The organism is Achromobacter sp. 1011791174 (assembly GCF_059760925.1).
Genome location: NZ_JCBANH010000044.1, coordinates 17726 through 31098, shown reverse-complemented (window position 1 = coordinate 31098; position 13373 = coordinate 17726). Strand labels below are relative to the sequence as shown.

The window sequence follows — 13373 nt, the reverse complement described above, 5'->3', positions numbered from 1 at the left end:
TTGTGGGTCAAGCTGACGCCGCGTTCTTCGCGCCGGCGGTCAATGCCAGGCGCCGGCGCTGGACGTCGTGGTCGCCGACGCGGCCAGCGGCCGCTACCACATCAAGGCCGCGCCCGCGGGCGACTATTGCCTGATCGCCTCCGACAACAGGGATCCGGCAGACATCACACCATCCACGCCGGGCTGGACGCCGTCGGCGCCGGCGGACGGCCGGCTGTCCATCTCGATCAGCAACGCGGACCTGCGCAACCGCGACCTGGGCCTGTACCGAGGCCTGATCGTCAAGGGCCGGGTGTTCCGCGATACCGGAACGCCGGACGCCCGGGCCGGCAACACCGCCAACAACGGCGTCGCGGACAGCGCGGAACCTGGCCTGCCGGGCGTCGGCGTGCGCGTCCAGGCCGGCGGCCGCGTCTATTCCAGCGGCTCGACCGATGCCGACGGCGCCTACGCGCTGTTCGTGCCCGTGCCGCAGGACGGCGGCCCCGCCGCCGGCCAGCCCATCGAAGTGGCGCAGACCAATCCGCAGGGCCACGTCTCCACCGGCGCCTCGGTGCAGGGCAAGCCGATCTCGGGCTCGGCCAGCGTCGGCGGCACGCAATACACCTACGACCGCGACGCCGACATCCTCAGCTTCGCGCCCGGCGGTCGCAGCGTCCTGGACGGCCTGGACTTCGGCGACGTGCCCGACAGCCGCCTCAGCCACGACGGCAACCTGGACGGCACGCCGGGCGCGGCGCTGACCTTCCCGCACGTCTTCACCGCCGGCACCCGTGGCAGCCTGCGCCTGAGCAGCAGCGCCGTGCCCTCGCCGCCAGCGGAGAACTGGACCGATGCGCTGTATCGCGACATCAACTGCAATGGACAGATCGACGTCGACACGGATACGCTGATTCCATCCGAACAGGTCTTCGATCTGGACGCCGGCCAAAACCTGTGCCTGGTGCACAAGCAGTTCATTCCCGCCAATGCGGCCACCGGCCACCGCAACGTCGTCACGCTGCGCGCGGAACTGACCTACGCCAACGCCGCGCCGGCGCTCAGCGCCGTCTACACGCGCGAGGACCGGACCACGGTGGCGCAATCCGGCGCGCTGGAACTGGTGAAGGAGGTGCGCCACACCGGCCCCAACTGCACGCCGCTGCCCTCGCCGCAGGGAGACTGGGCCAGCAACAATCAGGCGCGTCCCGGCGACTGGCTGCAATACCGCATCACGTACCGCAACAAGAACATCGATCCCTTGCGCAACCTGGTCATCACCGACGCCACGCCGGCCTTCACCCGCTACGTCAACGCAACCTGCGGCACCAGCACGCCTGACGGCCTCGCCTGCTCGCCGCCCAGCGCCGGCAGCAATCCCCCATCCGCGCCCAAGGCGGGCGCCGCCGGCATCCTGCGGTGGGAGTTCCAGGACAAGCCAGGCGCGACGGGCGGCCTGCTGAGCGGCGCAGCCGGCAACGTGGATTTCTGCATCCAGCTGGAACCCTGAGAGGCGGCGCGGTCACGCGCATGGCGCCCGATGCGCGATGCCCGCCATGCCGCCACTGTCCAGCGACACGCAAACAAAAACGCCATCCTGTTTCCAGGATGGCGTTCATTGCCAGGAAGGCGGCGGATGAAGGACGCCGAACCTCAACGCTCGTCCGGATCCTTGCCGCTTGCTTCCTGCCAGGTTTTCCACAGCTGCCAACCCACCAGCGCGCCCGCCGCGACCTTCAGCAGGCGAAAGCGCTTGCCTCCACGCATGAACATGGCGGACAGCGACGAGCTGACCAGTGGATAACGGCGCGCCAGGCCGATGGCCTGCAAGGCCCAGCGTGACGCATTGCTGGACGCCAGTCCGGGCAGCAGGCTCTTGAGGAGCGAGGCCGGCTCCAGCTTGCGGCCGGCGCTGGCGATGCCCTGGGCCAGGGATTCGCGCTCGATGGCGGCGCGCGCGCGCAGCAGCTCGATGCGCACCGCGCGGTCGATGGAGGGAGAACGCTTTGCCATGGCTCAGTCCTCCCCGCGCCGGCGCGGATCCTCGTCATGCGCGTCGCGCACGCGCTCGAGCAGTTCCGCGTCGCGGCCCAGCTCTTCCAGCGTGGCCGAGAACGGCGGCGGGCCATAGAGCAGCGCCTGCCTGACCGCGACCAGCAGCCCCACCCCCAGCACCGCGTACAGACCGGCCAGCAGGCCCAGCGCCAGATAACGGTTTTCGGTGGGCCAGAACGCCACCGCGATGCTGACCGTGAACACCAGCACCGCCAGCGTCAGGAACAGCAGGGCGGCGAAGGCCATGCCCAGCAGCTTCAGCAGCCGCGCCTTTTCATCCGCCGCCTCCAGAGCCAGCAGCTCCAGACGCGTGCGCAGCAGCCCGACCAGGCCGGAGGCGACGCCAAATACAGATTTACGCAGACCCATGAGTCATGGCGCGACCGCGCGGACGGCCGGACGATGCGTCCGGGCCGCCGCGCAAGCCGCGCCGTTCCCGTCAGCGGCGGCTGATCAGCAGGCCGAGCAGCAGGCCGGTCACGCCCGCGATGCCGATGGCCTGCCAGGGATTGTCGTGCACGTAGTCGTCGGTGGCGCGCGCCGCCTTGCGGCCGCGCTCCAGCACCGCGTCCTGCGCCTCGTAGAGGGCCTCGCGGGTGCGTTTCAGGGAGGTGAGCGCGCGGTCGCGCAATTCGTTGGCCTTGTCACCGGTGCTGCTGGCGGCTTCGCGCAGCAGGCTCTCGGCATCGTTCAGGCTGGTCTTGACACTGTCGATCAGGCGTTCTTTCGCCGCGTCGTCGGTTTTCTTGGTGGCCATGTGTTGAGCTCCTGTTGTGTGTCGATGACAAAAACATCATACCAGCCGCGTCGCGCCCCGCAGGCGGCCGCGGCCCCGCGCTACTTGATCTGCGTGATCTCGACGGCGGATTTCACGCCGCCCTGATCGATGTCCTGCTTCATCACCAGGTTCACCGCCGGGCAATACCAGTCAGTGACCGTGGTGTTCATGCCGGGAATCGGAATCGTCAGCCCCTGGAACGAAGCCATGGTGGGATCGGAATTGCGGGTGTAGGTGATGGGATGGCAGAACTGCTTGCCCAGCGCCGTGTCCACCGGCTTCTGCTGTCCCACCGTCTTCTGGCCGATGCGCACGGTCGTGCTGGGCTGGCCGCCCACCGGCGCGTCCTTGCCGATCTTCAGGCGGAAGGACGAGCCCGGCAGCTTCTGGCCGGCATTGAGCTTGCCGTCATAGGCGAACAGGCCCAGCATGCGCAGGTCGAACTGACCCTCGGAAGGCTGGGGCGCCTCGCCTGCGGATGCGTACTTCAGAAAGGTCGCCTGGCCGTTCTTGACCGTCATCAAGTAGTCCAGCTTCGATTTGCCCGGCGGCAGGCCGGCGTAGCTGAAACGCGCCACGCCCTGCACCCGCGCGCGGCAATTGTCGCCATTGCTTTTTGTAACCTCGGCAAAGCTCAGGTCGGCGCCTAGCGCCAGGTTGCCCGTGCCGGTCAGCTGCACGGCGCCGCCGTCGTGCATGAATTGCGCGTCGCACACGCCGGCCTGCGCCGTGCCCGCCGCCACCGCCATCACCGCCAAACCTGCCCAATTTCGCAATGCCACTCGTCGCTCCAGTAATCCGGAAAATACGTCCCGCCCGCGAGCGGAAACTGGATCGATACTACACCGGGCGGCGCGGGCGGCATATGTCCGAACGTGACAGTCCGATCAAGCGGCAACGGCATCCGGCCGGTCACCCCGCCGGCGCCAGCCGCCTGATGCGCGCGCGGATTTCCGGGGCGCAGGAACCGCAGCCCATGCCGCAGCCCAGCCCGGCCTGCAGCCCGTCCCAGTCCAGGCCGTCGGCGATGGCGGCGTCGATGGCCGCCTCGTCCACGCCCTTGCATATGCACACCATGCGCTTGCGCGCCGCCTCGATGCGGCCGGTCAGCAGCGCGGCCAGGCTGGCCGGCGCCGCATCGCCGCCGGCCCAGGCCAGCAGCGCGTCCTGCGCGCGCACATCGCCGGTGAGCAGGAACGCCGCGGGCGCGCCGCCGGCGGTTCGCAGGCGCCGCAGCACGCCGCGCGCCGGATCGTCGAAGGCGGCGTCCGGACAACGCAATTCCAGGGCCTCCAGCAGTTCCTCCAGCGCCGCGCCGTCGGGCGCTTGCGCCGCGCCCAGCTGCAGGCGCGCGCCGCCCACGGCGGCCGGCAGGACCACCGCGTAGTCGTAGCGGCCCAGCCACGGGGCCAGGCGGGCGCGCAGCGCCGGGCCGTCGCCCTGGATCCAGCCACACGCCCGCCAAGTCAGCTTGGCCGGCTCGGCCGAGATGGCCGCGTGCTTGAGTTCCGGCTGGCGGGAGATGGGATCCGCCGCGTCATGCGTCAGCGCGTTCACGCCCAGTCCGGCCATGTAGGCGCTGCCCCAGTGCATCGGCAGGAAGGCCTGGCCGGGCCTGAGTCCCTCGTCCGGCCGCGCCGGCAGCACGATGCTGCCACGCCGCGACTTGAGCCGGGCCAGCGCGCCGGGCGCGAGCCTGAGCCTGCGCATGTCCTCCGGATGCAGCGACACCCAGGGCTCATCCACATGCTGCGTCAGCGCGCGGGCGAGCGAGGTGCGCGCCAGCGTGTGCCAATGGTCGCGCAGCCGTCCCGTGGTCAGCTTGAGCGGGTAATGCGCCGACACGGATTCGACGGGCGGCCGGTAGCCCAGGTCATGGAAACGGGCGCGCCCGTCCGGCGTGGGATAGCGTCCATCGCCATACAGGCGCGCCCTGCCCTGCCCCGCGCGATACGGCCACTGCTGCGGACCGTCGCGCTCCAGCGTCGGGTAGTCCAGCGCGCTGTAGTCCAGGTCCCGGCCCGCCGTCATCCTGGCGTGCTCGGCGTACACCTCGCTTTCATCGCGATAGCCGAACAGCGCGGCCTTGCGCGGCGCGATGCGGGCCGCCAGCCTGAGCGCGACCGCCTGCGCCAGCCGCCAGTCGGGCATGGCGTCGCCCGGCGGCGCGATGGCGGCCCGCACGCGGCTGATGCGGCGCTCGGAATTGGTCATGGTGCCGGATTTCTCCGGCCAGGTCGCGGCGGGCAGCACCAGGTCGGCATGGGCCAGCGTCTCAGCGCCGGCATAGGCTTCCTGCACGATCACGAAATCCGCGCGCGCCAAAGCGGCGCGCGCGCGGGCCTGGTCGGGCATGGACTGGGCCGGGTTGGTGGCGGCGATCCACAACACCTTGATGCGGCCCTCGCGCGCGCGCTCGAACAGCTCCAGCGCGCTGGCGCCGGGCGCTTCGGGCAAGGCGTCCACGCCCCATAGCGCGGCCGCCTCGGCGCGGTCGCCGGCGTCGGCCGGATCGCGGTGCCCGGGCAGCAAGGTGGCCATGCCGCCGGCCTCGCGTCCGCCCATGGCGTTGGGCTGGCCGGTCAGCGAGAACGGCCCCGCGCCCGGCCTGCCGATCTGGCCCGTGGCCAGGTGCAGATGGATCAGCGCGGTGTTCTTGTCGGTGCCGCTGGCCGACTGGTTCAGGCCCATGGTGTACAGCGACAAGGCAGCGCCCGCGCCGCCGAACCAGCGCGCGGCCTGGATGATGTCCCGCGCGGGAATGCCGCAGACCTCGGCGGCCGCGCCGGGCGTGAATTCATGGATGCGGGCCTTGAGCGCCTCGAAGCCCGAGGTATGGGCGCGGATGTAGTCCTGGTCGACCAGTCCTTCCCACACCATCACGTTCAGCATGGCGTGGAACAGCGCCACGTCCGAGCCCGGCGTCAGCGGCAGGTGCAGATCGGCGCCGGAGGCCGTGTCGGTGCGGCGCGGATCGACCACGATGAGCTTCATGCCGGGCCGGCTCGCGCGGGCGGCCTCGAGCCGGCGGAACAGCACCGGATGGGCATAGGCCATGTTGGACCCGGCGATCAGCACCGTGTCGGCCAGTTCCAGGTCCTCGTAGCAGGCGGGCGGCGCGTCGGCGCCCAGCGTGCGCTTGTAGCCCGACACCGCGCTGGACATGCAGAGCCGCGAATTGGTGTCGATGTTGTTGGTGCCGACCAGCGCTCGCGCCAGCTTGTTGAAGACCGCATAATCCTCGGTCAGCAGCTGGCCGGACAGGTAGAAGCCGACAGAATCCGGCCCGTGCCGGACGATGGCGTCGGCCAGCCGGTCGGCAGCGATGTCCAGCGCCTGGTCCAGCCCGATCGGCTTGCGCGGCTCGTCCTTGCCCGCGCGCCAGGACGCGGCGAGCACGCGCGCATGATCGGCGCGGACCGTGTCGGCCAGGGCCAGGCCCTTGCTGCACAGCCGGCCGTGGTTGGCGGGGTGGCTGTCGTCGCCGCGCACCGCCAGCACCGCGCCCTGGCTGACCCGCACGCGCACGCCGCAGCCCGTGCCGCAGTAGCAGCACACGCTGGCTACCTCCGCGCCCTCGTCCCGCGCCGGATGGATGCTGACCGGAATCGCCGCCGCGTCCATGGCTAGTCCAGGTCCAGGCTGACCACGCCGGCCTCGACCCGGACAGCGACCGCCCGGGCGCAGCCCACGTCGGGCGCCTGCGCCTGGCCGCTGTCCAGGTCGATTACCCAGTTGTGCAAGGGGCAGGTGACCGAACGGCCGTGCACCAGGCCGGCCGACAAGGGACCGCCCTTGTGGGGACAGCGGTCGATCAGGGCGAACACCTCGTCGCCATGGCTGCGGAACACGGCGATGTCCTCGCGGCCGGGACGGCGCACGATGCGGGCGCCCTGCGGCGGAATGTCCTCGACCCGGCAGATCTCGGACCAGTTTTGCGTGATGGTGGCGGTTGTCATAGCGGCGCTCATGCGGAAAGGATCTCGAACTCGCGCGCGGCGGGCGCCCCGGCCGTTCTCTCGCGCCAGGGATCGGACTCGAAGGACAGGGCGAAGCGCAGCCGCGCGTACAGGAGCTTGCGGTTTTCCGGGTCCTCGACCACCTGCCGCCTGGCGTGCTCCAGGCCGACGCGGGCCAGATAGTGCACCGTGCGTTCCAGGTAGAAGGCTTCCTCCCGATAGAGCTGCAGGAACGCGCCGGCATACTCCAGCACCTCGTCCTGCGTCTGCACCTTGACGAAGAACTGGGCCACCTCGGTCTTGATGCCGCCGTTGCCGCCCACGTACAGCTCCCAGCCCGACTCCACCGCGATGATGCCCACGTCCTTGATGCCCGATTCGGCGCAGTTGCGCGGGCAGCCCGACACCGCCAGCTTGACCTTGTGCGGGCTCCACATGCCCACCAGGTCCTTCTCCAGCGCGATGCCCATGCCCGTCGAATCCTGCGTGCCGAAACGGCAGAACTCGCTACCGACGCAGGTCTTCACGGTGCGCAGGCTCTTGCCGTAGGCGTGGCCCGAGGGCATGTCCAGGTCCTGCCAGACCTTGGGCAGGTCTTCCTTGCGCACGCCCAACAGGTCGATGCGCTGCCCGCCCGTCACCTTCACCATGGGGATCGCGTACTTGTCCGCCACGTCGGCGATGCGGCGCAGCTCGGACGCATTGGTCACGCCGCCCCACATGCGCGGCACCACGGAATAGGTGCCGTCCTTCTGGATGTTGGCGTGCATGCGCTCGTTGGCCAGCCGGGACTGGCTGTCGTCGCGCGCCTCGCCCGGCCAGGTGGACAGCAGGTAGTAATTGATGGCGGGACGGCAGGTCGCGCAGCCGTCCGGCGTGCGCCATTCCATGAAGGCCATCACATCGGCCACGCGGGTCAGGTGATGCTCGCGGATGGCGCGGCGCAGCTCGCCGTGGGTATGCGAGGTGCAGCCGCACACCGGCTTTTCCGAGCGGGGCTTCACGTCCGCCGCGCCGCCCACGCAGTTGATCAGGATCTGTTCGACCAGCCCCGTGCAGGAGCCGCAGGAGCTGGCCGCCTTGGTGTGTTTCTTGATCTCGTCCACCGTGAACAGGCCCTGCTCGCGGATGGCCTTGACGATAGTGCCCTTGCAGACGCCGTTGCAGCCGCATACTTCGGCGCTGTCCGCCATGCCGGCGGCACGGCTCTCGCCCGCGTGACCGGTATCGCCCACGGCGTGTTCGCCGAACATCAGCTGGTCGCGCAGCGCGCCGATCTCCTTGCCCTCTCGGATCAGCCGGAAATACCAGGCGCCGTCGGCCGTGTCGCCATACAGGCAGGCGCCCACCAGGCGGTCGCCCTGGATCACCAGCTTCTTGTAGACGCCGGCCGAGGGATCGGCCAGCGTGATCGCCTCGGTCAGGCCGTCGCCCACGAAATCGCCGGCCGAGAACACGTCGATGCCGGTCACCTTGAGTTTGGTGGACGTGACGCTGCCCTCGTAGCGCCCGATGCCATGCAGCGCCAGATGGTTGGCGGCCACCTTGGCCTGCTCGAACAGCGGCGCGACCAGGCCGTAGGCCATGCCCCGGTGCCTGACGCATTCGCCCACGGCATAGATGCGGGGATCGTAGGTCTGCAGCGTGTCGCTCACCACCACGCCCCGGTCCACATGCAGGCCGCAGCTTTCGGCCAGCTCGGTGTTGGGCCGTATGCCCACGGCCATCACCACCAGGTCCGCGGCGATCTCCTCGCCATCGGCGAAGCGCAACGCGCGCACCCGGCCGTCATCGCCCGCCAGGATCGCCTGCGTCTGGCGCTGCATCAGGAAGCGCAGCCCCCGCGCCTCCAGGCTCTGCCGCAGCAGGCCGGCGGCCGCGCCGTCGAGCTGGCGGTCCAGCAGCGCTTCGCCCAGGTGCACCACGGACACGTCCATGCCGCGCGCGGCCAGGCCATTGGCCGCTTCCAGGCCCAGCAGGCCGCCGCCGATCACCACGGCATGGCGGTAGCGCGCGGCCGCGTCGATCATCAGGTTGACGTCGCGGATATCGCGGAACGTGACCACGCCGTCCAGCTCGCATCCCGGCACCGGCAGCATGAAGGGATTCGATCCGGTCGCCAGCAGCAGGCGGTCATAGGGCAGCGTGGCGCCATCGTCGAGCTGCGCGATGCGCCGCGCCCGGTTCAGGCCCGTGACCTTGCGGCCCAGCAGCAGCCGGATACCGTTCGACGCGTACCAGTCCTCGCGGTTGAGGATGATGTCGTCCAGCGTCTGCTCGCCGGTCAGCACCGGCGACAGCAGGATGCGGTTGTAGTTGACGTGCGGCTCGGCGCCGATCACGGTGATGTCGTACAGGTCGGGCGCCAGTTTCAGCAGTTCCTCGACCGCGCGGATGCCGGCCATGCCGTTGCCCACCACCACCAACTTCTGTTTCTCTTGCATGATGTCCCTCTCAGCCTGTAGTTCCGGATGCGCTCAGGCCACGGCCCGTGAGGCTCCGGCGTCGTCCGGCGCGCCGCCCTCGGCCCTGCCGGCCTGGACGCCGGACTCGCGAGCCGCCGCGTGCTCCGGATTGCCATGGCGGCGGTGCAGGAAGTCCACTACCGCGGCGCGGCAGGCGAGGTAGACCGCGTCATTGGCCAGTGCCACGCGGTCGCGCGGTCGCGCCAGCGGCACGGCCAGGATCTCGCCGATGGTGGCGGCCGGCCCGTTGCCCAGCATGACGATGCGGTCCGACAGCAGCACGGCCTCGTCCACGTCGTGCGTGACCATGATGGTGGTGGTGCGCGTCTTGGCCACGATCCTGAGCAGCTCGTCCTGCAGATGCGCGCGCGTCAGCGCATCCAGCGCGCCGAACGGTTCGTCCATCAGCAGCACGCCCGGCTCGATCGCCAGCGCCCGCGCGATGCCCACGCGCTGCTTCATGCCGCCGGAGATCTCGCGCGGCAGCTTGTTCTGCGCGGGCAGCAGTCCCACCAGTTCCAGCGCCGCGCGCGTGCGCTCGGCCAGCCGGGCGCGGTTTTCGCTGCCGCCGAACACGCGCTCCACCGCCAGGTGCACGTTCTGGAAGCAGGTCAGCCAGGGCAGCAGGGAATGGTTCTGGAACACCACCGCGCGGTCGGGCCCGGGTCCGGTGATCTCGCGCTCGGCGCACAGCAGCACGCCAGTGGTGGGGCGCGTCAGGCCGGCGATCAGGTTCAGCAGCGTGGACTTGCCGCAGCCCGAATGCCCGATCAGCGTGATGAACTCGCCCTGGTCCACGGTCAGGTCGATATCGCGCAGGGCCACGAAATCGCCCTTGCGCGTGGCGAAGGTCTGGCCCACGCGTTCTATGCGTACATGCTTCTTCATGCGGCTACTCCTCGGCGTAGGTAAAACGGCGCGCCAGCGCGACCAGCAGCGTTTCCAGCGCCAGCCCCACGATGCCGATCACGAAAATGGCGATGACGATGTGCTCGACCTTCAGGTTGTTCCATTCGTCCCACAGCCAGAAGCCGATGCCGGTGCCGCCCGTCAGCATCTCGGCCGCCACGATCACCAGCCAGGCCGTGCCGATGGACAACCGCACGCCGGTCAGCACATAGGGCAGCACCGCCGGCAGCAATACCTTGGTGACGACCTTCCATTCCGACAGATTCAGCACGCGCGCCACGTTCAGGTAGTCCTGCGGCACGCGCGTCACCCCAACGGCGGTATTGACGATCATGGGCCAGATGGAACAGATGAAGATCGCCCAGATGGCGGCCGGATTGGCGGCCTTGAACAGCAACAGGCCCAGCGGCAGCCAGGCCAGCGGCGACACCGGCCGCAGCAGGCTGACGATGGGCGAGAACATGGCGCGCAGCGCGGCATAGCGACCGATGGCGAAGCCCGCCGGTATGCCCACGATGGCGGCCAGCCCGAAGCCGACGGCCACGCGCTGCAGCGAGGCCAGCAGGTTCCAGCCTATGCCCTTGTCGTTGGGCCCGTTGTCGTAGAAAGGATCGGCGAACAGCGCCTGGGCCGCGTGCCAGGTGACGCCGGGCGTGGGAATCTCGGGAATGCCCATGGCCACCGCCTGCCATGCCAGCACGAACACCGCGAATCCAGCCACCGGCCCGGCCACGGCCTTGAGCAGGGCCTCGACGCGGTCGCGCCAGAAGGCGCCCGTCCGGCCCGCGCCCGCCATGCCGGAGATCACATTGAACATATCCTTCTCCCTCGTTGCGGCGCTCAGGCCTTGACCTTGAAGCCGTCGGCATAGGCCGCCGGATCGCTGCCGTCCCAGGCCACGCCGTCGACCAGCGTGGACTTGCGCATCTCGCCGGCGGGCAGCGCCACGCCCACGGCCTGCGCCGCCTGGCGGTACACGTCGATGCGATTGATCTGCCGGGCCACGGCCAGGTAGTCGGGATGCGTCTTGAGCAGTCCCCAGCGCTTGTGCTGCGTCAGGAACCACATGCCGTCGCTCAGGTAGGGGAAGTTGGCCGCGCCATCGGCATGAAAGCGCATGGCATGCGGATCGCTCCAGGACTTGCCCAGGCCGTCCTCGTAGCGGCCCTGCATGCGGCCGACGATGCCGCCGGCATCGGTATTGACGTAGGACTTGGCCGCGATGGTCTCGGCGGTCTTCTGGCGATTGGCTTCGGACGCGTCGATCCACTTGCCCGCCTCCAGCACCGCGGCGGTGACGGCCCGCGCCGTATTGGGATGGCGCGCCACGAACTCGGCGCTGGCGCCCAGCACCTTTTCGGGATGATCGGCCCAGATGCCCTGCGTCGTGATGGCGGTGAAGCCGATCTTGTCCATGATCGCGCGCGCGCCCCAGGGCTCGCCGACGCAGAAGCCGTCCATGTTGCCCACGCGCATGTTGGCGACCATCTGCGGCGGCGGCACGGTGATGGCCTTGGCGTCGCGCATCGGATCGATGCCATGCGCCGCCAGCCAGTAATACAGCCACATGGCGTGGGTGCCTGTGGGAAAGGTCTGGGCGAAGGTGTATTCGCGCTTGTCGCTGGCCATCAGCCTGGCCAGCGACTCGCCGTCGCGCGCGCCAGCCTGCAGCAGCTTGTTGGACAGGGTGATCGCCTGGCCATTCTGGTTCAGCCCCATGAGCACCGCCATGTCCTTGCGCGGACCGCCGATGCCCAGGTGCACGCCGTAGACCAACCCATACAGCACATGAGCGAAATCCAGCTCGCCGTTCATGAGCTTGTCCCGCACGCCGGCCCAGGAAGCCTCCTTGGACAGCGTGATGGTGACGCCGTGCTTCTTGTCCAGGCCCAGCGCCGAGGCCATCACCACGGACGCGCAATCCGTCAGCGGGATGAAGCCGATCTTCACCTCGGTCTTTTCCGGCGCATCGGTGCCGGCCGCCCAGGCGCCGGCGCGCACCAGCGGATCTACCAGGGACAACAGGCCCGCGCCCGTCGCCGCGCGCGCGGCCCCCGCGAGCCAGCTGCGGCGTCCGGCATCGGCGCCATCGCGCGGGTCGGGTTTCGGGGCGTGTTCCGAACGGTCATGGTGTGACGACATGGGCATGGCTCCTGGCAAAAAAAAACGCCCCGCCCGCCACGGACCGGATCCGGTGGCGGGCGAGACGTCGTTGTCCCTGGCCGCGAATGCGCGGCGTTCAGCGTGGGCGACCGTCGTTGGCCGCCACTACCCCACAAGCAAGCGCCGTGCCAACCCCCGCCTCCCCCGGGCGCGGACCGGCGCAAAGTCCGTGATACCGCATGGATACTGGCTTGACGGCCGATCGACGCGGGCGCGGACCGACACCTTGCGGACACACACGGATGCGCCACAACGTGCGCCGGCGCACCAAGCCTGTGCGCGCCATGCCCCGCGCTTGTGCGCGGCGCGCGGCGGTCGCGCGCGCCGCGGCATGGCATGGAAATTGCGTGATCACCGCTATCCGGATTTGCAGGATCGAACGCCCCATGCTGAAAGTCATGCTGCTCAACGATGGCGAGGGACGCGCGGCGTCGCTGCGGCAGACGCTGGCGGCCGCGGGCGTGCTCGTCGTGGCCGAGGCCGCGCCGGGCATGGATCTGGCCGCAGCGATCGAAGACGCCGCTCCCGATGTGGTGCTGATCGACAGCGACGCGCCCGGGCGAGACACGCTGGAATATGTCTGCGTGGCCAGCGAGCACAGCGACCGGCCGGTGGTGATGTTCACCGGCGACGGCACGCGCGCGGCCATCCGCGAGGCGTTGCAGGCGGGCGTGGCCGCCTACGTGGTCGGGGACGTCCCCGCCGCCCGCATCGAAAGCCTGCTGACCGTGGCGATCGAACGCTTCGCCGTGGAGAAGTCCCGGCGCGAGGCGCTGCGCGAAGCCAAGCTTCGGCTGGCGGACAGGCAATGGGTGGAAAAAGCCAAGGGCATCCTGATGCAGACCCGCTCAATTTCCGAGGACGAGGCCCACCGGCTGTTGCGCGAACGCGCCATGCAGGCCCAGAAGCGCCTGGGCGAGGTGGCGCGCGAGGTCGTTGAGTTCAGTCAATGGCTGGGCCCAGGCTGAGCGCTAATAAGTTTTGGATATATGAATTCAATAAATCAAAAGTTGTGGGGATGAAACCCCATCCCTATGATCGACTGACATTTGCCGGGCCAGCCCG

At 69.5% G+C, this 13373-nt stretch carries 12 protein-coding genes; 2 read left to right on the top strand and 10 right to left on the bottom strand.

Annotation, left to right across the window (positions count from 1 at the left end):
- Window positions 1-67: 67 nt before the first annotated feature.
- Window positions 68-1489, top strand: a complete 1422-nt coding sequence (locus tag AC6LJ5_RS16545) for a hypothetical protein (RefSeq protein WP_498141046.1) — start codon at window positions 68-70, stop codon at window positions 1487-1489.
- A gap of 143 nt (window positions 1490-1632) precedes the next feature.
- Here AC6LJ5_RS16545 and AC6LJ5_RS16540 read toward each other — a convergent pair whose 3' ends face one another.
- The 10 genes from AC6LJ5_RS16540 to AC6LJ5_RS16495 form a co-directional block, all read right to left on the bottom strand.
- Window positions 1633-1992: a hypothetical protein gene (locus AC6LJ5_RS16540; RefSeq protein WP_103275857.1), complete on the bottom strand. Its 360-nt coding sequence runs from the start codon at window positions 1990-1992 to the stop codon at window positions 1633-1635.
- A gap of 3 nt (window positions 1993-1995) precedes the next feature.
- Window positions 1996-2403: a phage holin family protein gene (locus AC6LJ5_RS16535; protein ID WP_103275858.1), complete on the bottom strand. Its 408-nt coding sequence runs from the start codon at window positions 2401-2403 to the stop codon at window positions 1996-1998.
- A gap of 70 nt (window positions 2404-2473) precedes the next feature.
- The gene (locus AC6LJ5_RS16530) at window positions 2474-2791 is read right to left on the bottom strand and encodes an ElaB/YgaM/YqjD family protein (RefSeq protein WP_103275859.1); all 318 of its coding nucleotides are present in this window, start codon (window positions 2789-2791) and stop codon (window positions 2474-2476) included.
- A gap of 80 nt (window positions 2792-2871) precedes the next feature.
- The gene (locus AC6LJ5_RS16525) at window positions 2872-3561 is read right to left on the bottom strand and encodes a hypothetical protein (RefSeq protein ID WP_498141053.1); all 690 of its coding nucleotides are present in this window, start codon (window positions 3559-3561) and stop codon (window positions 2872-2874) included.
- Window positions 3562-3724: 163 nt separating this feature from the next.
- On the bottom strand, window positions 3725-6436 hold the full coding sequence (locus AC6LJ5_RS16520) for a nitrate reductase (protein ID WP_498141045.1): 2712 nt from the start codon (window positions 6434-6436) through the stop codon (window positions 3725-3727).
- 2 nt (window positions 6437-6438) lie between these two features.
- Complete coding sequence (nirD, locus tag AC6LJ5_RS16515; RefSeq protein WP_103275861.1) at window positions 6439-6771, bottom strand: nitrite reductase small subunit NirD; 333 nt, start codon at window positions 6769-6771, stop codon at window positions 6439-6441.
- 8 nt (window positions 6772-6779) lie between these two features.
- A complete protein-coding gene (gene nirB / locus AC6LJ5_RS16510; RefSeq protein WP_498141044.1) occupies window positions 6780-9215 on the bottom strand; it encodes a nitrite reductase large subunit NirB in 2436 nt (811 codons plus the stop codon).
- 33 nt (window positions 9216-9248) lie between these two features.
- Window positions 9249-10124: an ABC transporter ATP-binding protein gene (locus AC6LJ5_RS16505; protein WP_498141043.1), complete on the bottom strand. Its 876-nt coding sequence runs from the start codon at window positions 10122-10124 to the stop codon at window positions 9249-9251.
- 4 nt (window positions 10125-10128) lie between these two features.
- Complete coding sequence (gene ntrB, locus AC6LJ5_RS16500; protein ID WP_498141042.1) at window positions 10129-10962, bottom strand: nitrate ABC transporter permease; 834 nt, start codon at window positions 10960-10962, stop codon at window positions 10129-10131.
- 23 nt (window positions 10963-10985) lie between these two features.
- On the bottom strand, window positions 10986-12293 hold the full coding sequence (locus tag AC6LJ5_RS16495) for a CmpA/NrtA family ABC transporter substrate-binding protein (RefSeq protein ID WP_498141041.1): 1308 nt from the start codon (window positions 12291-12293) through the stop codon (window positions 10986-10988).
- A 401-nt stretch (window positions 12294-12694) separates the two neighbouring features.
- On the opposite strand from AC6LJ5_RS16495, the gene AC6LJ5_RS16490 reads away from it, so the two are divergent.
- Window positions 12695-13276, top strand: coding sequence for an ANTAR domain-containing response regulator (locus tag AC6LJ5_RS16490; RefSeq protein WP_498141040.1), 582 nt, complete (start codon window positions 12695-12697; stop codon window positions 13274-13276).
- Window positions 13277-13373 lie beyond the last annotated feature (97 nt).

Excerpts from the sequence above, each read along its gene's own strand:
- AC6LJ5_RS16540 (WP_103275857.1), bottom strand. The coding sequence starts at position 1,992 with ATGGCAAAGCGTTCTCCCTCCATCGACCGCGCGGTGCGCATCGAGCTG.
- AC6LJ5_RS16535 (WP_103275858.1), bottom strand. The coding sequence starts at position 2,403 with ATGGGTCTGCGTAAATCTGTATTTGGCGTCGCCTCCGGCCTGGTCGGG.
- AC6LJ5_RS16530 (WP_103275859.1), bottom strand. The coding sequence starts at position 2,791 with ATGGCCACCAAGAAAACCGACGACGCGGCGAAAGAACGCCTGATCGAC.
- AC6LJ5_RS16525 (WP_498141053.1), bottom strand. The coding sequence starts at position 3,561 with ATGGCGGTGGCGGCGGGCACGGCGCAGGCCGGCGTGTGCGACGCGCAA.
- AC6LJ5_RS16520 (WP_498141045.1), bottom strand. The coding sequence starts at position 6,436 with ATGGACGCGGCGGCGATTCCGGTCAGCATCCATCCGGCGCGGGACGAG.
- nirD (WP_103275861.1), bottom strand. The coding sequence starts at position 6,771 with ATGACAACCGCCACCATCACGCAAAACTGGTCCGAGATCTGCCGGGTC.
- nirB (WP_498141044.1), bottom strand. The coding sequence starts at position 9,215 with ATGCAAGAGAAACAGAAGTTGGTGGTGGTGGGCAACGGCATGGCCGGC.
- AC6LJ5_RS16505 (WP_498141043.1), bottom strand. The coding sequence starts at position 10,124 with ATGAAGAAGCATGTACGCATAGAACGCGTGGGCCAGACCTTCGCCACG.
- ntrB (WP_498141042.1), bottom strand. The coding sequence starts at position 10,962 with ATGTTCAATGTGATCTCCGGCATGGCGGGCGCGGGCCGGACGGGCGCC.
- AC6LJ5_RS16495 (WP_498141041.1), bottom strand. The coding sequence starts at position 12,293 with ATGCCCATGTCGTCACACCATGACCGTTCGGAACACGCCCCGAAACCC.
- AC6LJ5_RS16490 (WP_498141040.1), top strand. The coding sequence starts at position 12,695 with ATGCTGAAAGTCATGCTGCTCAACGATGGCGAGGGACGCGCGGCGTCG.